Raw genomic sequence first — 23,640 nt, forward strand, 5'->3', positions numbered from 1 at the left:
GTGATGAGCGACCTTCCGAAACCAACAGAAGAAGTCTCGGCACAGGATATCATTTCCCGCATTGGCTCGCTGACGCGCATGCTGCGTGACAGCCTGCGCGAGCTGGGGCTGGATCAGGCGATTGCAGAAGCGGCGGAAGCGATTCCTGATGCGCGTGACCGTCTGGATTATGTGGTGCAGATGACGGCGCAGGCCGCTGACCGTGCGTTGAACTGCGTTGAAGCGGCGCAGCCGCACCAGGACAAAATGGAAGCCGGGGCCAACCAGCTGAAAGGTCGCTGGGATGCCTGGTTTGAAAACCCGATTGAGCTGGCGGATGCTCGCGAGTTGGTTACGGATACGCGCGAATTCCTCTCCGCCGTACCCGAGCACACTGCGTTTACCAATAAGCAGCTGCTGGAAATCATGATGGCGCAGGACTTCCAGGATCTGACCGGTCAGGTGATCAAGCGCATGATGGATGTGATCCAGGAAATTGAGCGCCAACTGTTGATGGTGCTGCTGGAAAACATGCCAGAAGTGAGTGCCGAGCAGCGTAAGCAAAGCACCAGCCTGCTGAATGGTCCGCAAATCCATTCGGACGCGCCGGGTGTGGTAGCAAACCAGGATCAGGTGGACGATCTGCTGGATAGTTTAGGGTTTTAATTAACCGGGTCGTTTTCGACGGCGACCTTTCTGCTATGCGTAGCGGCGCGATTTATCGCGCACATGTTTTTGACCCGGCACGATAAATCGTGCCGCTACGCTTTTACATGGCCCGGCGTTGTGCCACGGCCAGTGGGGCAACCAACACCTGTACCCCCAATGCTTCAAACGCGGCAATCTGTGCGGGGGTAATGCCGCTATCTGTTATCAGATAGTGAATATGGCTCCAGTCACAGGGCAGGGCGAACATCGATACCTTGTCGATCTTGCTTGAATCCGCCACGACATAAACGGTGCTGGCTGAGTTAATCATCGCCATCTTCACCTTGATGTCCGTCTCACTGGGAAAACTCAAGCCCAGGCGGGGTGAGATACAGGCGGTGGCAAGAAACAGCTTTTCTGCCAGGACATTCTCAAAAAATGAAGCGGCCTTCTCTCCCGATGTTGATAACGTCGGAAATTTAAAGGTGCCGCCGGTCAGTAAGATATTGATACCCGGCTCTCCGCCCAGCTTCAGTGCGATATTCACCGCCGTGGTAATCACCGACAGACGACGGATATGCCCGATCGCCTCAGCAATCGCCGTGGTGGTGGTGCCGGAATCGAAAATCACCGTATCGCCGTTTTCCACATAATGTGCCGCGAGACGGCCAATCGCCTCTTTCTCTTCCAGATGCGTCTGACGCTCCAGCAGCAGTGCGCCGGTATTCTGCTTGCCAGTCATGAGCGTGGCACCGCCGTGGTAGCGTTGCACATGCCCGGCCTTCTGCAATATACGCAGATCGGTCCGGATGGTCGCTTCGGTTAAGCCAAAGGTTTCTGTCAGCGCTTTTACGGTGACCGTGCCGTCTTCACGGATCATCTCCAGGATCTTATCACGGCGCTGTTGCATATCGGCCAGCTGCTCAGTTTTGCTTTTCAATCGAAACGCTCCCTTTTTCCAATCACGGTCTGATCTCTGCAAAAAGAAACCCGAGCTGATTTTACTCTGCGCGTGCGGGATTTGCGAGATGGCTCGCGCACATATGTATTTTCGAACGAAAATGATGTTGGGTTATGAGATTGATTTCGCAGAAAGTCGATAGCGTCTTTATCCATGCCTGTTTTTCGAATAATAAATAATTATTATTTAATTCAGTAACATAAAAAATATTCCAGTAATTTGTATGAAATTTGATCTCACCCACAAACCGTTAACAAACGATAGCTTATATTTTTGTTCGAAAATGAGTGGCGTAAGTCACAACCCGACCAACCATAACCAGAGCCATCGACAAACAACCAAGGAGAGTGAGGATGAGTGGGGAATATGATGTCAATCTGCGCTACGGCGTGAACACCGATCTTGATCTGACCGGCAAAGTGGCGGTGGTGACGGGCGGTCTCGGCGGTATCGCGATGGCAACGAATGCCATGCTGCTGGAGAAAGGAGCCCGGCTGGCGCTACTTTACCCGCCCTTCGAAAGTGACAAAGTCGCCAGCGTCAGCAGCCAGTTTGATGCCGGTCGCGTGTTGTTGGTCTGCTGTGATGTTACCGATCCTGCCTCGGTGGAAGAGGCGTTCGCGACCGTGGAGCAGCATTACGGCCAGCTCGATATCCTGGTGAACTGCGCGGGCTACGTCATGTTGCAGCCGGTACTGGAAACCGATTTTGCCGAATGGCAGAAGCAGATCGCCGTCAACCTCACCGGGCCTTTCCTTTGTTCACAGGCGGCGGGCAAACGCATGGTGCGTGCGGGTAAGGGCGGCAAAATTATTAATATCGCCTCACAAGCGGCGTCCATCGCTATTGATAACCATGTGGCCTACACCTCAGCCAAAGCCGGTCTGCTGGGAATGACCAAAGTGATGGCGAAAGAGTTCGCCCCGCATCGCATCAACGTCAACACCCTGTCACCGACGGTGGTGCTGACACCAATGGGGGAAAAAGCCTGGCGTGGTGAGAAAGGGGAGAAAATGAAAACCCTGATCCCGCTGGGGCGTTTTGCCTACACCGACGAAATCGCTGCGGCCGTGCTGTTTTTTGCCAGCAACGGCAGCGACATGATCACCGGTGCCGATCTGATGATCGACGGTGGTTTCACCATTTGGTAATTCCGCGCCTGCACCAGAGAAGGCGACACCCTGCAAATGTAATAATTACAAAGAGAGACATCACCATGAAAACCCGTACCCTGCTGTTTACTGCTCTTGCCGGTTGCCTGGTTTCGCATGCCAGCCTCGCGGCGGATAAAGGCACCATCATGATTTTGGTGAATTCACTGGATAACCCTTATTACGCATCTGAAGCTAAAGGGGCCAACCTTAAGGCGCAGGCGCTTGGTTACAAAACCACCGTGCTATCGCATGGTGAAGATGTGAAAAAGCAGAGTGAACTGATCGATGCCGCTATCGGTAAAAAAGTGCAGGGTATCGTGCTGGATAACGCCGACTCCACCGCCAGCGTGGCCGCGATTAAAAAGGCTAAAGATGCCGGTATTCCGGTGGTGCTGATTAACCGTGAAATTCCAGTGGATGATGTGGCGTTGGTGCAGATTACCCACAATAACTTCCAGGCCGGTTCTGATGTTGCCAACGTGTTTGTCGAGAAGATGGGTGAAAAAGGCAAATACGCTGAACTGACCTGTAACCTCGCAGATAACAACTGCGTTACCCGCTCTAAATCCTTCCATCAGGTGCTTGACCAATACCCGGATATGCAAAGCGTGGCACGCCAGGATGCCAAAGGCACCCTGATTGACGGCAAACGCATTATGGACAGCATCTTGCAGGCGCACCCGGATGTGAAAGGGGTGATTTGTGGCAACGGTCCGGTAGCGCTGGGGGCCATCGCTGCGCTGAAAGCGGCAGGGCGTAACGATGTCATCGTAGTGGGCATTGACGGCAGCAACGATGAGCGCGATGCGGTGGAAGCGGGTTCATTAAAAGCCACCGTGATGTTACAGGCACAGGCGATTGCGGCAGAAGGGGTGACGGATCTTGATAACTATATCCAGAAGGGCGCGAAACCCGAGAAACAACGTGTGATGTTCCGCGGCATTCTGATCACGCCGGACAATGCGAAAAACGTGCAGGATTTTAATTACAAATCTTAATTACGTACAGGTGCGCCCGCGTGCCGGGCGCCAGGGAGAATGTGATGTACAGACGACTCTGGCTACTGCTTCCTGTCGTGATCCTCAGCGGTTGCCGCATTGTGTCGCAGCAGGAGCTGGCCGACCTGAAAAATCCCCCCAATCCGCAGATGGCGAATATCCCACAAACGTGGCAGCAGAAGCTGGTGCCACAGGTGGCGCATGAGGCTAAGCCCCTTGCGCAATTGATGAAAGAATTGCAGTCGGCGAAGGATTTTGACGCTGCCTGTAAAACCTATGGTTATCGCAGCCAGGAAGAGAACCCCTGTGTATTCAGCGTCAGCGTACAGGGGGAGGTGACGGCGGTGAACACCACCTCGCGCAGTGGAAAAATGACGGTGAAAGACAGTTCCGGTGAAGCGGTCACGGTGCAGATGGGGCCGATTATTCGCGGCACCGCCTTGCGTGATGTGTATAAAGGCGCCAGCTATCAGGATTTCAATGATCAGGTGCTGTTTGGTGACTATGGACGCGCCATCAACCAGCAGGCCTCGAATATGATGCAGGGGTTTAAACCGCAGGTGGGCGATAAAGTGGCGCTGGCTGGCGTGTTCAGCAGCTGGGATATTCCGCAACAGGCCCCGGATATCACCCCGGCGCAAATCACCCGGCAATAAGGAGATGGCGATGCAAAATCTTCAGCCCGCCGAACAGTCGGATGTGATTATCGAAACCCGTAATGTTTCGCGCATTTATCCAGGCGTCACCGCCCTGGACCAGGTCAATTATCGCGTTTATCGCAATAAGGTGAACGTGTTAATTGGCGAAAACGGGGCGGGTAAATCCACCATGATGAAAATGCTGGCGGGGGTGGAAACACCGTCCTCTGGCGAAATCTTGCTGGATGGTCAACCGGTTTCGCTGCACTCCACCCATCAGGCCGAACAACACGGCATCAGCATTATCTTTCAGGAGCTGAACCTGTTCCCGAATATGAATGTGATGGACAACATCTTTATCGCCAACGAGTTTTTCCAGCGTGGGGTGATCAACGAAAAATATCAGTACGCGCTGGCGAAATCGCTGCTGGAGCGACTGGAGCTGGATGTCGATCCCTATGCCCCATTGGGGGAACTGGGCATTGGGCATCAGCAGTTGGTGGAGATTGCTCGTGCACTGTCGAAAGATACGCGGGTGCTGATTATGGATGAGCCGACCAGCGCGCTCAGTCAGTCGGAGGTGAAGGTGCTGTTCAACGTGATTGAACAGCTGAAGCGACGCGGTGTGACCATCATCTATATCTCACATCGGCTGGAGGAGCTGATGGAGATTGGCGACCATATCACCATTTTTCGTGATGGGCGTTTTATCAGCGAGCGTGAAGTTCGTGATGCGTCAATCCCGTGGATCATCGAGCAGATGGTGGGTGATAAGAAAAAGCATTTTGATTACCAGCCAGCCCCCCAGGGCGACACGGTACTGAATGTTAGCGGTTTGACGGCGCTGCATCAGAACGGTGGCTACAAGCTGAACGACGTCTCATTTTCGCTACGTAAAGGTGAGGTGATCGGTATCTACGGTCTGCTGGGCGCCGGGCGCACCGAATTGTTTAAGGGGCTGATTGGCATGATGCATTGCCAGTCGGGTAGCGTCAGCCTGAACGGGGAAATCCTCGACCGGCAAAACTTCCAGCAGCGGCTGAAAAAAGGCATCACCCTGGTGCCGGAAGATCGCCAGACCGAAGGTGTGGTGCAACTGATGTCGATCACCGCCAACATGACGCTGACGGAACTCAGCCTGCGCGGTTTTCGTCGCGCGCTGCGTCTGCTCAGCCCGCAAAAGGAGCAGCGGCGGGTGGATGAAATGATCGGCCATCTGGCGATTAAAGTCAGCGACCCCGAACTGCCAATTACCTCACTCAGCGGCGGTAACCAGCAGAAAGTGGTACTGGGCAAAGCATTGATGACCGGTCCCCAGGTGGTGCTGTTGGATGAACCGACACGCGGCATTGATGTTGGGGCAAAAACCGATGTGTACCACCTGATTGGCAACCTGGCGCAGCAAGGGCTGGCGGTGATGTTCTCCTCTTCCGAACTGGATGAGGTGATGGCGCTGGCAGACCGCATTCTGGTGATGGCCGATGGCCGCATCACCGCCGATCTGCCACGACGTGAAGCGACCAGGGAAGCCCTGATCAGCGCTTCGACACCGCATGACTGAGCCTTCCGGAGAAAATCATGAATCAGAAATATTTGCTTTATATGTATCTGCTGAAGGCGCGTACCTTTATTGCCTTATTAATTGTCATCAGCTTTTTCAGCCTGATGGTGCCGAACTTTCTGACCACCTCCAACCTGCTGATCATGACCCAACATGTGGCGATTACCGGTTTATTGGCCATCGGCATGACGCTGGTGATCCTGACGGGGGGGATCGATCTGTCGGTGGGGGCGGTCGCCGGGATTTGTGGCATGGTGGCCGGGGCGTTACTCACTAATGGCCTGCCATTGTGGGGCGGCAACGTGATGTTCTTCAACGTACCGGAGGTGATTCTGGTGGTGGCGCTGTTTGGCGTGCTGCTGGGATTGATAAATGGCACGGTCGTGACGCGTCTGGGTGTGGCTCCCTTTATCTGCACCCTCGGCATGATGTATGTCGCACGCGGATCGGCGTTGTTGTTCAACGACGGCAGCACTTACGCCAATCTGGTGGGGATGCCCGCGTTAGGTAATACCGGTTTTGCGTTGCTCGGTTCCGGCACGGTGTTGGGTATTTACATCCCTATCTGGCTGATGGTGGGCTTTCTGCTGCTTGGCCTCTATCTGACTCGCAAGACCCCCCTTGGGCGCTATATCTATGCCACTGGCGGCAATGAATCCGCTGCTCGCCTGGCGGGTGTGCCGATCATTAAAGTAAAGGTGTTTGTTTACGCTTTCTCCGGCCTGTGTGCGGCGCTGGTGGGATTGGTGGTGGCTTCACAGCTGCAAACCGCACATCCGATGACCGGCAATATGTTTGAGATGGATGCGATTGGTGCCACGGTGTTGGGGGGAACGGCGCTGGCGGGGGGGCGTGGCCGGGTATCTGGCTCGATTATCGGGGCATTTGTCATCGTATTTCTGGCCGATGGCATGGTGATGATGGGTGTCAGTGATTTCTGGCAAATGGTGATCAAAGGCCTGGTGATTGTCACGGCGGTGGTGATTGATCAGTTCCAGCAAAAATTACAAAGCAAGGTGGTGCTGCTGCGCAGGCATGAAAAAAAGCAGCAATCAGCCGCCCTGTCTGAAGTCACACACGGATAACAGGAGGCAATATGACGCGCGATTTTAGTGGAAAGACAGTGGTGATTACCGGTGCCTGTCGTGGCATTGGTGCGGGCATTGCCGCGCGATTTGCGCGCGACGGTGCGCGGCTGGTCATGGTGTCGAATGCAGAACGGGTGTTTGCCACGGCGAAGCAGTTAACGCAGCAGTACGGTAGCGAGATCCTGGCACTTCAGGTGGACGTCACTGACGAGGCGCAGGTACAACAGCTTTATCAGCAGGCGGCAGAACGCTTTGGCAGTATTGATGTATCCATTCAGAATGCGGGTGTCATCACCATTGATCGCTTTGACACCATGCCTAAAAGTGATTTCGAAAAGATTTTGGCGGTGAATACGACCGGCGTTTGGTTGTGCTGTCGCGAGGCCGCGAAATATATGGTGAAGCAGGGGGGCGGTAGTTTGATCAACACCTCATCCGGCCAGGGGCGACAGGGGTTTATCTACACCCCGCATTATGCCGCCAGCAAGATGGGGGTGATAGGTATCACGCAAAGTCTGGCGCTGGAACTGGCCCCCTGGCACATCACCGTTAACGCTTTTTGTCCGGGTATCATTGAAAGCGAGATGTGGGATTACAACGACCGGGTGTGGGGCGAAATCCTCAGCAATGAAAGGAAACAATACGGTAAAGGCGAGTTGATGGCCGAATGGGTGGAGAATATTCCGCTGAAGCGTGCCGGGCAACCGGAGGATGTCGCCGGGCTGGTGGCCTTTCTCGCGTCTGATGATGCGCGCTACATCACCGGGCAAACCATTAACGTCGATGGCGGTTTGATTTTTTCTTAAACGTACGTGCAGGTTGCCAGCAATGGCAGCCTGCGCGATAAATCGCGCCACTACGAATCCAGCAACACCAAAATTCACCGGCAGTATCCACCCATAGCCGTAATCAGACTGCATGAGGCTGCGAAAACGCAGGAATATGTTAAGGTAAAAAGAAGTGACTTTGTGATGTACCTCTGATTTTTACCTGAACTGAACCCTGATTTTGCCCATGCTGCCTGCTGTTTTATTGTCCTTATCCCAACGTTTCGTCCTCGGTGCGATAGCACTGCTCTCCGTGATGCCTGCCGTTCAGGCGTTCACCCGCGAGGCTGCGATCTCTGACACGCCATTCAGCGATGCAACGCGTTTTCAAAGAATGGCCGAGGCACTCCCCGCGCTGGGTTACCAAAACGACAGCAGCAATTTCTCCCAAAGGCTGGCCGATATGGCCAAAAGCATTGGTGAAGCCAGTGAAAGTAGCAGCGACACGACCTTTGGTCATCAGGCCGGGATCTGGGCGTTTAATCATTTTCGTGAAGAGGTGGCACAGCGGGTGTCGAGCGAAGGGGAGTCGTTACTTTCCCCCTATGGCAACGCGCAAATCGATTTTGCTGTTGATATGAACGGCAGTTTCACCGGGAGTGGGGCTGAATTGCTCACCCCGTGGGCTGACCGCAATCGCTACCTTACCTTCAGCCAACTGGGATTTCATCAAACCGATGATGGGTTGGTGGGCAATGCCGGGCTGGGCCAGCGTTGGGTTGCCGGTAACTGGCTGCTGGGTTACAACGCCTTTGTTGACCATATGTTTACCAGTCGCTTACAGCGCGGCTCCCTTGGCACCGAAGCCTGGGCGGATTACCTGCGTTTTTCAGCCAATTACTATTATCCGTTATCCGGCTGGCATAATGGCGACTCCACGCAGCAACAGCGTATGGCTCGCGGCTATGATTTCACCACTCAGGGTTATCTGCCATTTTATCGTCAGCTGGGCGTTTCCGTCAGTTGGGAGCAGTATCTGGGGCAGGATGTTGATCTGTTTAATTCCGGTACCCTTTATCACAATCCATCGGCGCTTACCTTCGGGTTGTCCTACACCCCGGTGCCGCTGGTCACCGTTTCCGCCAGCCACAAAACCAGCAGTGAAGGGGAGAGCCAGGATCAGTTCGGACTGCGCCTCAACTATCGCTTTGGTGTGGCATTAAGTCAGCAACTGAGCGCCAATAACGTGGCGGCAGCCCGCTCACTGCGCGGTAGTCGCTATGATACGGTGACGCGCAACTACACGCCGGTGTTGGAATATCGCCAGCGCAAAACGTTGACGGTTTTTCTCGCGACGCCACCGTGGCAATTGAATGCGGGGGAAAGCCTGCCATTGAAACTGCAAATTCGCGCTGCCAATGCCATCACGGGAGTGAGCTGGCAGGGTGATACTCAGGCGCTGAGCCTGACGCCACCTGCCAATAATCAGGATCCCCAGGGCTGGAGCATTATTATGCCTGCATGGGATAGCACGCCGGGTGCCAGCAACAGCTATCGCCTCGCGGTTACGTTGGCAGACAGCAAGCAACAGCGTGTGACGTCAAACTGGATTACCTTGCAGGTTGAGCAACCGTTTGAAATGGAGTCGGCGAGCGATAACCGGTTTGACCTGTTGGAGCCGTAGCCAGAGAAAAGAAAAGGGCAGCTTTCGCTGCCCTTTTAGCATCCGGTTGACACAGGCCGGACGTGCAATGAGGGTAAACGCCCTTAGAACTGGTACACCAGACCCACAACAGTGATGTCGTCGGTCGCCAGACCCAGCGGGTTGTTGTCCTTCAACAGGTTGATGCGGTATTCCGCATAAGTGGACATGTTTTTGTTGAAGTAGTAAGTGGCACCAATTGAGGTGTACTTCACGATATCCGCATCGCCGATGCTTTCAATGTCTTTACCTTTGGAAGAGACATAAGCCACAGACGGACGGAAACCGTTCAGGAACTGGTACTGCGCAACGGCTTCGAAGTTGACAGCTTTGTTAGCAAAGCCACCAGAGATCGGCGTAGCGTTCATGGTCTGACCATACATGGTCGCCAGGTAAATCTGGTTAGCATCATATTTGATTGCGGTAGCCCAGTGCTGCGCTTTGTCACCGTGACCACGGGTGGCGGCGTTCTGGGTTTCAGTACGATCCAGGCTGGCGTAACTACCCACCACGCTCAGACCGAAGTCGAAATCGTACGAGGTCGACAGGGCGAAACCGTCGCCGTTAGAACGACGTACTGCGATGTCGGAGTAGCTGGTGCGGTCGTTTTTGCCTTCGTACTGCGCAGCAATATTCCAGCCTTTCACCAGACCGAAGAAATCTTTGTTACGCCAGGTCAGCACGCCAGTTGAACGGCCAGACAAGAAGGCGTCAGTGTAACCAGAGTCACCGCCGAAGAATGGCAGCATGTCGGTGTAGCCCAGAGCATCGTAAACCAGACCATAGTTGCGGCCGTAATCCAGTGAACCGAACTCACCGTATTTCAGACCGGCGTAGCCCAGACGGGTACGGTTACCGGTTTGTGAATCAGAACCACCTTCAGAGCGGCTCAGGCTGTACTGGTACTGCCAGAAACCATAGCCGGTCAGCTGGTCAGTGATTTTGGTTTCGCCTTTGAAGCCCAGACGGGTGTAAGAGGACGTTTCACCATCGTTGCTGCTGTCATCGGAAAACAGGTGTGAAACGTTAATTTTGCCGACCAGGTCGAGTTTGTTGCCATCTTTGTTATAGATTTCGGCGGCCTGAGCCGTAGAAAGTCCCAGCAGTAACGGCATTACTGCTGCCAGTAAAGTGCGCTTCATCATTTAATTTTTTACCCTGTGTTATTTTTTAATTGTTGCCCTGCAATGGGGCGAAATGAAAATGACACAAAAGGTTCAAGATCGAAAGTGCAATAAATGTAACTAAATATTTCTAGTTGGCTTTTTGTGCGAAATTTAATCTTCAATTCCATTATGTGGGATTGTTTATTGTTTTTACTTATCTCTAAACATGACGTTTATAACATTATATTAATATATAACTAAATGATTTTATTGCTTTATATGTTTTTTGATTATTTGTGTCTAATAGGTTTTTTGATGCTCGTAAATAGCACAAGCCTATGAGTTTTTGTTCAATAACAAATACGCTGCGCCTGATAATAATTAGCATGATCACTTTTTCTATAAACACACTGTTTCTGGTTATTTCTAAAATTATAATAACCTTAGTCACTAACATTATTAGGTTCATACGGAGAAGAGTAGTGGCGAAAAAAAACGCAAAGGTGTTATTTATTTGTTGGTTTTTGTATTAAAAATGACCATTCCGTGTGGTTATTTCCACGCACCACTATCGCACTTTTGTGCACTGTTATGGTTCAGACTGAACCATTTTGGTGCTTGAGCTGCGTCATTCTGGCGAAATATTTCCTCGGCGATCACAAAAGCAATATTTCATTTTGTGAATGCATAAATCCGCTTAAGAATTCTCTGACATATAGACGCCATCAGACGCTTATTCACTTTTTATGCAGTAAAAGTGAATGGGTGGTAGTGTTAACTCATTGATATTTCGTTGGTGAAACCCGTTTATGCATTTTTTCCGCTGGCTGGCACGGTTACTGCAATATACAGTTAAGCTGAAAGTCACCGGTTTTTAACAATTTTAAAACAAAGACTTCACCTGGTGTGGAGCAGGAGAAAGGGCTATGTCACTGCAGGTTTCACGTCACGATTTCGATCAATGGATGATGCCGGTTTATGCACCCGCTGCGTTTGTACCGGTGCGTGCCGAAGGTTCAACGCTTTGGGATCAGCAGGGCAAAGATTACATCGATTTTGCCGGAGGAATTGCTGTCAATGCTCTCGGGCATGCGCATCCGGCGTTGCAACAGGCGTTGCAGGAACAGGCCAGCAAACTGTGGCATACCGGTAATGGTTACACCAATGAACCGATTTTGCGCCTGGCGAAGCAATTGATCGACGCAACTTTTGCAGACCGGGTGTTTTTCTGTAACTCCGGTGCCGAAGCCAACGAGGCGGCACTCAAGCTGGCACGCAAAGTGGCACATGATCTCTTTGGCGTGGAGAAAAGTGGCATCGTCGCCTTTAATAACGCCTTCCACGGACGCACGCTGTTTACCGTCACCGCCGGGGGACAGCCTGCGTATTCCCGCGATTTTGCCCCGTTACCGCCTGATATCCAGCATGCCCCTTTTAATGATCTGGAAGCTGCGGCAGCCATGATTAATGACGACACTTGCGCGGTGATTGTTGAACCGATTCAGGGCGAAGGTGGTGTGGTACCGGCCGACCCGGCTTTCCTGCGCGGTCTGCGCGCACTGTGTGATAAGCATCATGCAGTACTGATCTTTGATGAAGTGCAAAGCGGCATGGGGCGTACCGGTTCCCTTTATGCCTATATGCATTACGGTGTGACTCCGGATGTCCTCACCACCGCGAAAGCGCTGGGAGGTGGCTTTCCGATTGGTGCCATGCTGACACGCGAAGATCTGGCGCTGGTGATGGGTGTCGGTACGCACGGTACCACCTACGGCGGTAACCCGCTGGCCGGCGCTGTCGGTGGCAAAGTGGTGGAGTTGATTAACCAGCCTGCGTTTATGGCCGGGGTTGCGGAACGCCATCAGTGGTTCGTCACGGCGCTGGAGGAACTGAATCAGCGTCTGCCGTTATTTAAAGAGATTCGCGGTCTGGGTCTGCTGATTGGTGCCGTGCTGAATGATGATTTTGCTGGTAAAGCCAAGCAGTTTAACCTCGCTGCGGCGGAAGAGGGCGTGATGGTACTGATTGCCGGTGCCAACGTGGTGCGCTTTGCCCCGGCGTTGAATATCAGCGAACAGGAAGCCAAAGAAGGTTTGGCGCGTTTCGCCCGTGCCTGTGAACGCGTGCTCAAAGGAGCAGCATCATGATGGTAATCCGCCCCGTCGAACGTGACGACCTTGCGCAGTTGCTGTCGCTGGCGGGCAAAACCGGTGGCGGCCTGACGTCGCTACCGGCGGATAGCACGACCTTGCAGGCGCGTATCGAACGTTCCTTGCAGACCTGGCAGGGGGCGCTGCCGCGTGCCGAGCAGGGGTATGTGTTTGTGCTGGCTGACAGCGAAGACAATCGTGCGGTGGGCATTTGTGCCATCGAAGTTGCGGTCGGTTTGCAGGATCCCTGGTACAACTTCCGTGTTGGCACTCAGGTGCATGCATCGAAAGAGCTGAATGTCTATGCCAGTCTGCCGACGCTGTCGCTGAGTAACGACCACACCGGCAGCAGTGAGTTGTGCACGCTGTTTCTCGATCCCGACTATCGCGATGGTAAGAATGGCTATCTGCTGTCCAAATCGCGTTTTTTGTTTATGGCTAATTTCCGCGATCGCTTTATGAAACATGTGGTTGCGGAGATGCGAGGCGTCAGCGATGACCAGGGCCATTCTCCGTTCTGGGACAGCGTTGGCAGTCGCTTCTTTTCGATGGAGTTCAGCAAGGCTGATTTCCTGAGTGGCACCGGTCAGAAAGCCTTTATCGCCGAACTGATGCCCAAACATCCGTTATATATCCATTACCTGAGCGAAGAAGCGCAAAAAGTGATTGGCGTGGTGCATCCGAAAACTGCGCCCGCCCGGGCAGTGCTGGAAGCCGAAGGGTTTCGTTACCTCAACTATGTCGACATTTTCGACGGCGGTCCGACGCTGGAGTGTGAAATTGACCGCATCCGCGCCATTCGTAAAAGTCAGCTGCTGACGGCGGTGGCCGGTGAAGCCAGTGAAGAGTGGCCGCTGTGTCTGGTGGCTAACCTCGATTATCAACAGTTTCGCGTGGCGCTGCTGCCGGTGGATATCGCTTCCGGTCGCGTGCGCCTCAACGACAGTCAGCGTGATGCGCTGTGCTGTGCTTATGGCGACAACCTGCGTGTGGTCACGTTGGGTCGCGAGGAGAAAAAAGCATGACGCATTTTATTAACGGTCAATGGCTGACCGGCGGCGCTGAAGCCTTTAGCAAACAAAATCCGGTCAGCGGTGAAACCCTGTGGCAGGGCAAATCCGCGTCAGCTTCTCAGGTCGCTGCGGCCTGTGAAGCGGCGCGTGCCGCATTTCCACACTGGGCGCGTAAGCCTTTTGCCGAGCGCCAGGCGTTGGTGGAAGCCTTTGGACGCCAGTTGGACGCGCATAAAAATGAACTGGCTGAGACGATCGCTCGTGAAACCGGTAAACCTCGTTGGGAAACGCTGACTGAAGTGCAGGCGATGATCAACAAAATCGCCATTTCGATAAAGGCATACCATACCCGCACCGGCGAAACGGCGGAGGGAGAAAGCTCGCTACGTCACCGGCCACACGGCGTGCTGGCGGTCTTCGGTCCATATAACTTTCCGGGCCATCTGCCGAACGGCCATATCGTACCTGCCTTGCTGGCGGGGAACTGCGTGGTGTTTAAACCAAGCGAACTCACGCCGATGACGGCGGAAAAAACCGTGCAACTGTGGCAAAAAGCCGGTATCCCCGCCGGGGTACTTGGCCTGGTACAGGGCGGTCGCGATACCGGCCAGGCGCTGGCGGCGGAAACCCAGATTGATGGCCTGCTGTTTACCGGCAGTGCGGCAACCGGTTATCACCTGCATCGGCAATTTGCCGGGCAGCCGGAAAAAATGCTGGCGCTGGAGATGGGCGGCAACAACGCTTTGATCGTCGAGAATCCGGCGGATATTGATGGCGCGGTGCATATCGCTATCCAGTCAGCGTTTATTACTGCCGGACAGCGCTGTACCTGTGCCCGTCGTTTGCTGGTGAAACGGGGGGCGGCGGGCGATACCTTTTTACAACGTCTGGTCGAGGTCAGTGCCCGCTTGCAACCTGCGGCCTGGAATGCCGAGCCTCAACCCTTTATGGGTAGCGTGATCTCCCCAACCGCTGCCGGGCAGATTTTTGCCGCCTGGCAAAAGCGTGTGGATTTGGGAGGCAACGTGTTGCTGGGGATGCACTGGCCCGATCGCGACAGCGCCATCATTACGCCGGGTATCATTGATATGACAGAGGTGCGTGCATTACCGGATGAAGAAGTGTTCGGCCCGCTGTTGCAGGTGGTGCGCTATGACAACTTTGAACAGGCGATTCGCCTGGCGAATCAGACGCGCTATGGCCTCTCCTGTGGCTTGATTTCACCTGATCGCGCGCAGTTCGATCAGTTATTGCTGGAAGCCCGCGCGGGTATCGTTAACTGGAATAAACCGCTGACCGGCGCGGCCAGTTCCGCACCGTTTGGTGGCATTGGTGCCTCCGGTAACCATCGAGCCAGCGCCTGGTATGCGGCGGATTATTGTGCCTGGCCGATGGCCTCGCTGGAGAGCCCCAGTCTTGATCTGCCGGGCACGCTGTCGCCAGGTCTTGATTTCTCTGCGGCGGGGGCGGCGAAATGAAAGCCTTTGAAGCCAACTTTGACGGCCTGGTGGGGCTGACGCACCATTACGCCGGATTATCCTTCGGCAACGAAGCCTCGACACGCAACCAGTTGCAGCCCTCCAACCCGCGTCTCGCGGCGAAGCAGGGGCTGCTGAAGATGAAAGCACTGGCCGATATGGGCTATGTGCAAGGGGTGATTCCGCCACACGAACGTCCCAATCTGCCACTGCTGCGGCAGTTGGGTTTTAGCGGCAGCGATGAACAGGTGCTGGCACAGGCAGCGAAACAGGCACCACAACTGCTGTCGGCCGCCAGTTCCGCTTCGGCGATGTGGGTAGCGAACGCTGCCACCGTCTCACCGTCTGCCGACAGCGCCGATGGGCGCGTGCATTTCACCGTGGCTAACCTCAACAACAAATTCCATCGTGCCATTGAAGCGCCGGAAACCGCCGATTTGTTGCGTGCTATCTTCCGCGATCCGCAGCATTTCAGCGTCCATGATGCGTTGCCGCAGGTGGCGCTGTTTGGCGATGAGGGGGCGGCTAACCATAACCGTTTCGGCGCGGATTACGGTGATGCCGGGGTGCAGTTGTTTGTTTATGGTCGTGAGGGCAAGTCATCAGGCACAGAACCGGCGCGCTATCCGGCACGCCAGACGCGAGAGGCCAGTGAGGCGGTGGCGCGTTTGCATCAGCTGCATCAGGAACGCACGGTCTATGCCCAACAGAACCCGGCGGTCATCGATCAGGGCGTGTTCCATAACGATGTTATCGCGGTGAGTAACCAGCAGCTGTTCTTCTGTCATGAGGACGCCTTTGTCAATCAGCCCCAATTGCTGGCTGATTTGCAGTCGCGAATTCCCGGCTTTTGCGCGATTGAAGTGCCGCGCAGTAAGGTTTCGGTCGCCGATGCGGTCAATACTTACCTGTTTAACAGCCAGCTGTTGCAACGGGCCGATGGCGGTATGCTGCTGGTGTTGCCGGAGGAGTCACGCCAGCATAGCGGCGTATGGCGTTATCTGAGTGAACTGGTGGAGAGCGGTGGGCCGATTCGTGAACTGAAGGTGTTTGACCTGCGCGAGAGTATGTACAACGGCGGTGGCCCGGCTTGTTTACGGTTACGTGTGGTACTGACGGAAGCGGAGCGTCAGGCGTTGAATCCGGCGGTATTGATGAATGACCGCCTGTTTGGCGTCCTCAATGACTGGGTCGACCGCCATTATCGCGATCGCTTAACTCAGGCGGATTTGGCCGATCCGCAATTGCTACGTGAAGGGCGCTACGCACTGGATGAACTGACACAGCTGCTAGACTTAGGCTCTGTCTACGCATTTCAGCGCTGACGCCGGGGGCGCATATGTCGCCCCTTGATTTACGTAAGGAGAAAGAATGCAGGACTTTTTACAACAAACATTGTCTGGTCGGGTGCCACTGGAGCGTCAGGGGCAAAACGCCCACCTCAGTTGGCAGTGGCTGGACGAGGGCATTCTGTCCTTAACCCCGCATACCCCAACGTCGCAGGCGCTGGTGTTGTCGGCGGGGATCCATGGTAATGAAACCGCGCCGGTTGAGATCCTGAACCTGCTACTGACGCCCTTGCTGCGCGGCGAAAAACCGCTGGCGGTACGTCTGCGGGTGCTGTTGGGTAATCCGCAGGCATTACGCAGCGGCAAACGTTATCAGCAATATGATATCAATCGTCTGTTTGGTGGCCGCTGGCAGCAGGTGTCTGATGTGGCGGAGGCACGGCGTGCATTGCGGCTGGAGCAGGCGTTGGAAACCTTCTGGCACACCTGCCTGACGACTGAAACACGCTGGCATCTCGATTTGCATACCGCGATCCGTGGTTCTTACCATACCCGCTTTGGCGTGATGCCCCTCAATCAACGTCCGTGGCCGCAGGATTTTATGCACTGGCTGGCGGCCGCAGGGCTGGAAGCGTTGGTATTCCATCGTTCTCCCGGCGGTACCTTTACCCATTTCAGTTGCGAACATTATGCCGCCGCCAGTTGTACCCTGGAGCTGGGTAAGGCGCTGCCGTTTGGTGAGAACGATCTGACTCAATTCAACGCGGCATATCAGGCGCTGGCGGCGTTGTTATATGGAGACGCACTGCCAGAGGTACAGGCGCAGCCCCGCCATTATCAAGTGGCGCAACAAATCACCCGGCATGGCGAAGACTTTGTGCTGCATATGGGCGCGGAAACCCTCAACTTCACCGCTTTTCCCCAGGGGACGTTGTTGGCGGAAGAGGGAGATACCCGTTACTACGTGCAGCAGGCACGCGAGTATGTCTTGTTTCCCAACCCGAATGTTGCAGCGGGATTGCGTGCCGGCTTGATGCTGGTGGAAGAGAATGAGCAAACCCAGGCGTTGACGTTATAACGACTGTCGTGGCGGCGCGATGTATCGCGCTGCTGCGCCGCAATTTATCCTTTCGTTACGCCGACAATACCGTTACACTCCTCCTTAATTCCTGCGTTTTTTGCCTTATTCGTCATACTCTTTTGCAATTCCTCACGCATTTCTTCTCATTCTCTCCATGATCGCCTGATATCTGTCTTTTATGCTTTCAGGGCTTTACTCAGCCTCTGAGTAGTTGACGTTCAGCGTCGTATGCTTGTTTCCGAAGACGCGACACAGGCTGTCGTCATGAAACTGATAAGTAAGGACAATATTATGCGTAAACTGACTTCCCTCTTCCTGGCTACCGCGATGGCTCTCGGTGCTGCCAATATCGTCCATGCTGCGGCAGACAATCTGACGCCACCGCCGGCCGGCAGCGAGAAACCAATGCATAAGCCGCCGATGCGTCATGGTGGTATGGACATGATGTTCAAAGGTCTGAACCTGACCGACGCCCAGAAAAAACAGATGCATGACATCATGCGTGAAAGCCACAAAGACTTTAAACGTCCGTCGCTGGAAGAGCGTCGCGCTAACCACGCGCTGATTGCCTCTGACACCTTCGACCGGGCGAAAGCCGAGGCACAGGCAGAGAAAATGACGGCCAATGCCAAAGAGCGTGCTGTGGCGATGATGGAAACGCAGAACAAACTCTATAACGTGTTGACGCCGGAGCAGAAAAAACAGTTCAACGCGAACTTTGAGAAACGTCTGACAGAGAAACGCCCGCACGATGGTAAGATGCCACCACCACCGGCTGAGGGCGAATAATTCGCATAGCCTGACGGTTTGAGACCGCCGACGTTGTCCATCGCATTCGATGCTTTGGGCAGCGTCGGCGGTTTTGCTTTATAGCTCGATCAGCGGGAACTCACCCGATAGCAGAGGGCGGCAGAGGATTTTATAGCCGTCGTGATCAAAGCCATGAGGGATGCGTTGTAGCTGGCGAGCTTCGACTTCGCTACTCACCGAACCCAGCCAAAACCAGTGATCAATAACGTGGATTTGCGTCATGGCGATACCGCGTTCCACCATTCCCACTGCGCCGGACCACGGCCAGCACACCACCCGTAACGCTTCCAGTGCCTGTTGCAAACGTTGTTGATGCGCTTCTGGCGGTTCGTTGCCGCAGCAGGCGCCGGCACAGCGTTTAAGCGCGGCACGAAAACAGCCCCGGCCGCTGCGCAGATTCTCCAGCCCCAGCAAACCGTGACACAGGCGCTGTTCATCAGCGATGCTTTTCAGCTTTTCCAGCGCGGCGTGGCGGCTACGAAACAAACCATAAAGGTTTGAGGTACAGGAGAAATCGAGGTCGCGGGCGTAAACCACTTGCGGCACGGTGTCGTTAAGCTGGAGTGAGCAGAGCTGGCGGTTTTTGCGCAGGCGTTTATTGAACAACGGCTGTTGCGTTTTGATCATCTGCGCTTCCAGTAACTGCGCACCCAGATCGCCAGCCGTGGGGATCCAACTGACACGTCTTGCCTGGCGCAGCATGCTGGCTTCATCCGGCGTGCGGAAATGGGACATTACGCGACTGCGCAGGTTAACGCTTTTGCCGATATACAGCGGCAGGTTATCGCTTTCGCCGTGGAAGACATACACGCCGGGCTGATTGGGTAAACCGTCCAGCCACTGGCGAAGATGTTCGGGATACTGGTAAATGGCTGCCGCATCAAATTCAAGGCGGTAACTGGTGGCTCGTCTGACCAAGGAGGACTCCGGTTACTGGTTGTCCATCCAGTATATCAGCGAGCCTGTTTTTTCGCCAGCCGCTACAGGCGACGGGTCGCCAGCCAGCAGATCAGCGAGCCGAGGGTGATCATCAGCACCCCTTGCCAGAAGGTCAGGGAGGGCGTCAGGCCAAGCCAGAGTGACGCCAGCAGCGCCGACAGCACCGGTGTGAAGTAGGATGCCGTTGCCAGTAATGTCAGATTACCGTGTTGAATGCCGTGGTTCCACGCCGAGTAGGCTACCGCGGTGGAGACACCCATAAATAACACCTCCAGCGCCGGGATCAGGCTGAAATGCAGTGAGCTGACCTGTTCGGTGAGGGCGAATTTGAACCACAGCGCCAGCGCGGTGACGACAAAGAACAGATTGACGCCGCTTTTACCGTTGGCATAACGGCGCGTCACGTTGTTGTATAACCCCCAGGCGAAAGCAGCAATAAACGCCAGACTATACGCCAGCGGGTTACTCAGCAGATTATGCCCAAGCTGTGATAATGAACTGCCGCCGCGGCTCTGTAGCACCCAGACAATGCCCGCCAGTGACAACAACAATCCCGGCCATAGCCAGACGCGGAAGCGCTGCTGGTTGATCGGAATGGCAAACACGACGGTCAGACAGGGCCACAGGTAGTTGATCATCCCCAGTTCCAGCGACTGGGCACGATCCTGCGCCAGACCAATCGCCAGCGCGAGGCAGATTTCATAGCCGACAAACAGCAGCCCTCCGCCCCACAAATAACGCGTTGGCATCTGGCGGAAATCCGGCAGGCCGCGTGTCAGGCAGAGCAGGATCGCCGTGGTGGTATAAATCAGCGCTGCGCCACCGGTGGCGCCAAAGGCTTCACTGACGCTGCGCATCAGACCAACGGTAGTACTCCAGAGTAAAATTGCGCTTAAACCGACCAGGGTGGCGCGCGGCAAATGTGCAGGCATATAAAAGTGTTCAGAAAAGGCAATGAAAGGCGTCTTCCGTCACGAACTGGAAAACGCCGGATGGGGTTATTTTTTCCAGAAATCGTCGAACACGGTAATTGGTGGGCGACGTTTATGTTCGGTTTTCAGATACCAACCTTCAATGATTTTGGCAGCAGACGCATCAACGGTCTTGCCTTCCAGATAAGCATCAATCAGTTGATAGGTCACGCCGAGAGCCACTTCATCCTGTAATCCTGGACGATTATCTTCAAGGTCAGCCGTCGGATGCTTCAGGTAAAGATGCTCCGGACAGCCCAGCAGTTTCAGCAACTGTTTGCCCTGGCCTTTGTTGAGGCGGAAAATCGGGTTGATGTCAGTGCCGCCATCGCCATATTTGGTGAAGAAACCGGTTACCGCTTCGGCAGCATGGTCAGTACCCACCACCACCCCTTTGGTCATCCCGGCGATGCTGTACTGAGCTTTCATGCGCTCGCGCGCTTTTTCGTTGCCGCGAATATAGTCAGACAGGGTGATGCCTGCGTCCTGTAAGGCGCGCTCACTTGCCAGCACCGCTTCTTTAATGTTGACCACCAGCGACCGATCCGGTTGGATAAACGCCAGCGCATCCTGACAATCCTGCTCATCGGCCTGCACGCCATAAGGCAGACGCACGGCAATGAAGGTGTAGTCGTTATCACCGGTTTCTTCGCGCAGTTCACGAATGGCGGTTTGTGACAGGATGCCGGTCAGTGTGGAATCCTGACCACCGCTGATACCCAGTACCAGGGTCTTAATCCCCGGATTGGTTTTCAGGTAGGACTTCAAAAAATCAACGCTGACGCGAACTTCTTGCTGGGGATCGATGACGGGTTTAACACCAAGGGCTTCAATGATTTCCTGCTGCAGTGACATGAACCTCTCCTCAAGTCAGTTGCCGGACGGCACAATGCGAATCATTTCCTAAAGCTAACGCGGCTGGCCCAAAACAACAAGCCGTATGGCTTGTTGTTCGGGTTATTTGCTGCCAAATCAGGCGCTTTTTGGCTTCTGAGCCAACACCAGGAACATCACAATCGCCAACATAAAACAGCCAAAAATCGTGCCAGTCATACTCAGTAGCGAGGTGCCACCGAGACCAGTGAGCGGTACGCTGATGGCCCCCAGTGTGAACATGGTGACGCCAATCACTGCTGAGGCGCTGCCTGCGCGGTGGCCCTGGCTCTGCATGGCCAGTGATGAGGCGGTGGTGGCGATAACACCATTGCTGGCGATGGTGAAGAACAGCGCCAGCAGAATCACCGGCAGCGATGCACCGAGGATGCCCGCGAGTAACAGGCAGGTGGAGGCGACAAAGGCCAGCAGCAGGCCACCTTTCAGTACCCGGTATTCTCCCCAACGTCGGCACAGGCGGGCGCTGGTTTGAGAAGCAATAATCAGACCGAATCCGTTGGCGGCAAAGCAGAAGCTAAAGGTCTGCGGAGACAAACCGTAAATCTGTTGCAGGACAAACGGTGATGAACCGATGTAAGCGAGCATCCCCGCCATCATAAAACCCTGCGTCAAACAGAAGCCCATAAACGAACGATGGGTAAATACCTCACCCAGCGCGGCCCAGGCGGAGAAAATGGAACCCCGATTGCGTTTTGCTTCGGGCAAAGTTTCATGCAGTTTCCAGCGCGTCAGCAGGATGAGCAAAATAGCCACCGCTCCCAGCACCATAAAAATGCCACGCCAGTTCAGCACAGTTAGCATAAAACCGCCGAGAACCGGGGCGGCGATCGGGGCCAGACCATTGACCAACATCAACAAGGCAAAAAAGCGCGTCAGTTCATAGCCACTGTACATATCACGCGCGACGGCACGCGACAGCACGGCGCCACCACCCCCCGCCAGGCCTTCAAACAGACGGGCCACCAGCAGTTGATTAATATCCTGCGCCACGGCACAACCGATTGAGGCGACAAACAGCAGCAGGAGTGAGACGCGTAAAGGACGCAGGCGACCAAATTTGTCGCTCAACGGACCGAACAGCAGCTGGCCGGCACCAAGGCCTATCAGTGTCGCGGTGAGGCTTAACTGGGCAGTGGCGGTTTCGGTGTGCAGGTCTTGTGCCAGTTCAGGCAGGGCGGGCAGGTAGAGATCGATACAGAGCGGCCCAAGGGCAGCGAGCAGGCCAAGGGTTATGGCATAAACCAGACGGTTAGAAGGTGCAGGTGTCATTTATCCTCTGTCTTTATTAGGTGTGAAATCAGGTTCTGATAAAGGTGTTGCAGGGTCACCGCTGACGCTTTCTGTGGCGTCAGGCGGCGCAGGGCCGTGCCGTCAAACAACACGGCCAGTACTTCGACACAGGCGTTCACCTGTTCGTCGCCCAGTTCAGGATGACTGGCGCGGATCTTGTGACGGGCCTGGCTGAACATGCGGGCATCCGCCGCTTCGAGCATTGCCGCGACGCGTGGATTACGACCGGCTTCGGCGGCGACATCCAGCATCAATAATTCATCTTCCGGGTTCAGGCTTTCCCGCCAGGCAAGCGTGGTGGCGATTTGATCGCTGTCGACCCGATCGCGCATCGCGGCAACGCGACCATCGACAATACGTTTCACCATCTCTTCAATGATGGCGTCCTTGCTGGGGAAGTACCGGTAGATTTGCCCCACGCTGAGATTGGCGGCGCACGCCAGCCGCGCCATGCTGGCAGCATGGAACCCCTCCCGACGAAAACATTCGCGCGCAGCACGGATGATTTCATCCTGGCGCAGGCGGTGGCGTTCATCTTTATTATTTTCTCGTTGTCTGGTCATAACCGCCCTGAAAATAGTTTTGAGAGTGCTCATTCTCATTTGGCGATTATACGGAGCCTGTCAAAGGAACACAGGCACTTTTACGCAATCCTGACGCTTCGGAACAAACCGAATATGCTGCCATAAAATTGATTAATCTGGATTTATGTTCCAGGCTTAGCGTTACATGGACACAGTAATGAGGAACAACAAGATGAATAAAGTGCTGGGATGTATCGCTGCTGCGTTAACGCTGGCAGCACTCTCTGGTTGTACGGCTTACGATCGCGCAGAGAGCTTCGTGACCAAACCTGTGGTGAAGGATGTGAAGAAAGGAATGACCCGTGATCAGGTACGTCAGATTGCCGGGGCACCGTCTACTGAGATCACTATGGTGCATGCGCGCGGCACCTGCCAGACTTATGTGCTGGGTGAGCGCGATGGCAAACTCCAGACTTACTTCGTCAGCTATAACGACACGGGGCATGTGATGAACTACGGCTTCCAGAGCTGTAAAGAGTACGATACCGACCCGCAAGCGACGCAGTAAAGGTTGCAGAATAGTAAACGGCCCGTCAGTG

At 54.6% G+C, this 23,640-nt stretch carries 22 protein-coding genes; 15 read left to right on the forward strand and 7 right to left on the reverse strand.

Annotation, left to right across the window (positions count from 1 at the left end; all coding sequences use genetic code 11):
- Nucleotides 1-3: 3 nt before the first annotated feature.
- Nucleotides 4-645, forward strand: a complete 642-nt coding sequence (gene cheZ / locus AC6I8N_RS08965) for a protein phosphatase CheZ (RefSeq protein ID WP_021185304.1) — start codon at nucleotides 4-6, stop codon at nucleotides 643-645.
- A 103-nt stretch (nucleotides 646-748) separates the two neighbouring features.
- Here cheZ and AC6I8N_RS08970 read toward each other — a convergent pair whose 3' ends face one another.
- Nucleotides 749-1,567: a DeoR/GlpR family DNA-binding transcription regulator gene (locus tag AC6I8N_RS08970; RefSeq protein ID WP_497830536.1), complete on the reverse strand. Its 819-nt coding sequence runs from the start codon at nucleotides 1,565-1,567 to the stop codon at nucleotides 749-751.
- 374 nt (nucleotides 1,568-1,941) lie between these two features.
- Here AC6I8N_RS08970 and AC6I8N_RS08975 point away from each other — a divergent pair, with 374 nt between their 5' ends.
- The 7 genes from AC6I8N_RS08975 to AC6I8N_RS09005 all read left to right on the forward strand — a co-directional run bounded on the left by AC6I8N_RS08975 (nucleotide 1,942) and on the right by AC6I8N_RS09005 (nucleotide 9,478).
- Nucleotides 1,942-2,739 carry a GolD/DthD family dehydrogenase gene (locus AC6I8N_RS08975; RefSeq protein ID WP_208725305.1) on the forward strand — a complete coding sequence of 266 codons (798 nt, stop codon included), beginning with the start codon at nucleotides 1,942-1,944 and terminating at the stop codon, nucleotides 2,737-2,739.
- 65 nt (nucleotides 2,740-2,804) lie between these two features.
- Nucleotides 2,805-3,740, forward strand: a complete 936-nt coding sequence (locus tag AC6I8N_RS08980; RefSeq protein WP_021185302.1) for a D-ribose ABC transporter substrate-binding protein — start codon at nucleotides 2,805-2,807, stop codon at nucleotides 3,738-3,740.
- A 44-nt stretch (nucleotides 3,741-3,784) separates the two neighbouring features.
- Nucleotides 3,785-4,396, forward strand: coding sequence for a DUF2291 family protein (locus tag AC6I8N_RS08985; protein ID WP_497830537.1), 612 nt, complete (start codon nucleotides 3,785-3,787; stop codon nucleotides 4,394-4,396).
- A gap of 10 nt (nucleotides 4,397-4,406) precedes the next feature.
- A complete protein-coding gene (locus AC6I8N_RS08990; protein ID WP_497830538.1) occupies nucleotides 4,407-5,939 on the forward strand; it encodes a sugar ABC transporter ATP-binding protein in 1,533 nt (510 codons plus the stop codon).
- 17 nt (nucleotides 5,940-5,956) lie between these two features.
- Entirely contained in the window at nucleotides 5,957-7,024 is a 1,068-nt protein-coding gene (locus AC6I8N_RS08995; RefSeq protein WP_021185299.1) for an ABC transporter permease, read from the forward strand.
- An 11-nt stretch (nucleotides 7,025-7,035) separates the two neighbouring features.
- Nucleotides 7,036-7,833, forward strand: coding sequence for a glucose 1-dehydrogenase (locus AC6I8N_RS09000; protein ID WP_208725307.1), 798 nt, complete (start codon nucleotides 7,036-7,038; stop codon nucleotides 7,831-7,833).
- 208 nt (nucleotides 7,834-8,041) lie between these two features.
- Nucleotides 8,042-9,478 carry a YchO/YchP family invasin gene (locus AC6I8N_RS09005; RefSeq protein WP_497830539.1) on the forward strand — a complete coding sequence of 479 codons (1,437 nt, stop codon included), beginning with the start codon at nucleotides 8,042-8,044 and terminating at the stop codon, nucleotides 9,476-9,478.
- Between the two features lie 83 nt (nucleotides 9,479-9,561).
- Here AC6I8N_RS09005 and AC6I8N_RS09010 read toward each other — a convergent pair whose 3' ends face one another.
- Nucleotides 9,562-10,641: a porin gene (locus tag AC6I8N_RS09010; RefSeq protein ID WP_021185295.1), complete on the reverse strand. Its 1,080-nt coding sequence runs from the start codon at nucleotides 10,639-10,641 to the stop codon at nucleotides 9,562-9,564.
- A gap of 887 nt (nucleotides 10,642-11,528) precedes the next feature.
- Between AC6I8N_RS09010 and AC6I8N_RS09015 the strand changes: the two genes are divergently transcribed.
- The 6 genes from AC6I8N_RS09015 to spy all read left to right on the forward strand — a co-directional run bounded on the left by AC6I8N_RS09015 (nucleotide 11,529) and on the right by spy (nucleotide 18,402).
- Nucleotides 11,529-12,749 carry an aspartate aminotransferase family protein gene (locus tag AC6I8N_RS09015; protein ID WP_497830540.1) on the forward strand — a complete coding sequence of 407 codons (1,221 nt, stop codon included), beginning with the start codon at nucleotides 11,529-11,531 and terminating at the stop codon, nucleotides 12,747-12,749.
- A complete protein-coding gene (astA, locus tag AC6I8N_RS09020; protein ID WP_415172983.1) occupies nucleotides 12,746-13,777 on the forward strand; it encodes an arginine N-succinyltransferase in 1,032 nt (343 codons plus the stop codon). The genes AC6I8N_RS09015 and astA overlap by 4 nt, the downstream gene beginning before the upstream one ends.
- Nucleotides 13,774-15,243 carry a succinylglutamate-semialdehyde dehydrogenase gene (gene astD / locus AC6I8N_RS09025; protein ID WP_497830541.1) on the forward strand — a complete coding sequence of 490 codons (1,470 nt, stop codon included), beginning with the start codon at nucleotides 13,774-13,776 and terminating at the stop codon, nucleotides 15,241-15,243. Before astA ends, astD begins: the two co-directional genes overlap by 4 nt.
- Nucleotides 15,240-16,568, forward strand: a complete 1,329-nt coding sequence (astB, locus tag AC6I8N_RS09030) for an N-succinylarginine dihydrolase (RefSeq protein WP_497830542.1) — start codon at nucleotides 15,240-15,242, stop codon at nucleotides 16,566-16,568. The genes astD and astB overlap by 4 nt, the downstream gene beginning before the upstream one ends.
- Before the next feature lie 46 nt (nucleotides 16,569-16,614).
- Nucleotides 16,615-17,610 (forward strand): succinylglutamate desuccinylase, encoded by a 996-nt coding sequence (gene astE, locus AC6I8N_RS09035; protein ID WP_497830543.1) that lies wholly within the window; start codon nucleotides 16,615-16,617, stop codon nucleotides 17,608-17,610.
- Nucleotides 17,611-17,904: 294 nt separating this feature from the next.
- The gene (spy, locus tag AC6I8N_RS09040; protein WP_036626977.1) at nucleotides 17,905-18,402 is read left to right on the forward strand and encodes an ATP-independent periplasmic protein-refolding chaperone Spy; all 498 of its coding nucleotides are present in this window, start codon (nucleotides 17,905-17,907) and stop codon (nucleotides 18,400-18,402) included.
- Between the two features lie 78 nt (nucleotides 18,403-18,480).
- Here spy and cho read toward each other — a convergent pair whose 3' ends face one another.
- The 5 genes from cho to AC6I8N_RS09065 all read right to left on the reverse strand — a co-directional run bounded on the left by cho (nucleotide 18,481) and on the right by AC6I8N_RS09065 (nucleotide 23,080).
- Nucleotides 18,481-19,341, reverse strand: a complete 861-nt coding sequence (gene cho / locus AC6I8N_RS09045) for an excinuclease Cho (protein WP_497830544.1) — start codon at nucleotides 19,339-19,341, stop codon at nucleotides 18,481-18,483.
- 62 nt (nucleotides 19,342-19,403) lie between these two features.
- Nucleotides 19,404-20,294 carry an aromatic amino acid DMT transporter YddG gene (gene yddG, locus AC6I8N_RS09050; RefSeq protein ID WP_497830545.1) on the reverse strand — a complete coding sequence of 297 codons (891 nt, stop codon included), beginning with the start codon at nucleotides 20,292-20,294 and terminating at the stop codon, nucleotides 19,404-19,406.
- Between the two features lie 66 nt (nucleotides 20,295-20,360).
- Complete coding sequence (gene nadE / locus AC6I8N_RS09055; RefSeq protein ID WP_497830546.1) at nucleotides 20,361-21,188, reverse strand: NAD(+) synthase; 828 nt, start codon at nucleotides 21,186-21,188, stop codon at nucleotides 20,361-20,363.
- A 117-nt stretch (nucleotides 21,189-21,305) separates the two neighbouring features.
- Nucleotides 21,306-22,496 (reverse strand): multidrug effflux MFS transporter, encoded by a 1,191-nt coding sequence (locus tag AC6I8N_RS09060; RefSeq protein WP_497830547.1) that lies wholly within the window; start codon nucleotides 22,494-22,496, stop codon nucleotides 21,306-21,308.
- Nucleotides 22,493-23,080: a TetR/AcrR family transcriptional regulator gene (locus AC6I8N_RS09065; protein WP_497830548.1), complete on the reverse strand. Its 588-nt coding sequence runs from the start codon at nucleotides 23,078-23,080 to the stop codon at nucleotides 22,493-22,495. Before AC6I8N_RS09065 ends, AC6I8N_RS09060 begins: the two co-directional genes overlap by 4 nt.
- Before the next feature lie 193 nt (nucleotides 23,081-23,273).
- Here AC6I8N_RS09065 and osmE point away from each other — a divergent pair, with 193 nt between their 5' ends.
- Entirely contained in the window at nucleotides 23,274-23,609 is a 336-nt protein-coding gene (gene osmE, locus AC6I8N_RS09070; RefSeq protein WP_013508809.1) for an osmotically-inducible lipoprotein OsmE, read from the forward strand.
- The last annotated feature ends 31 nt before the right edge of the window (nucleotides 23,610-23,640 follow it).

It is taken from the genome of Pantoea sp. X-Soil-TKNS-1279 (assembly GCF_059730565.1).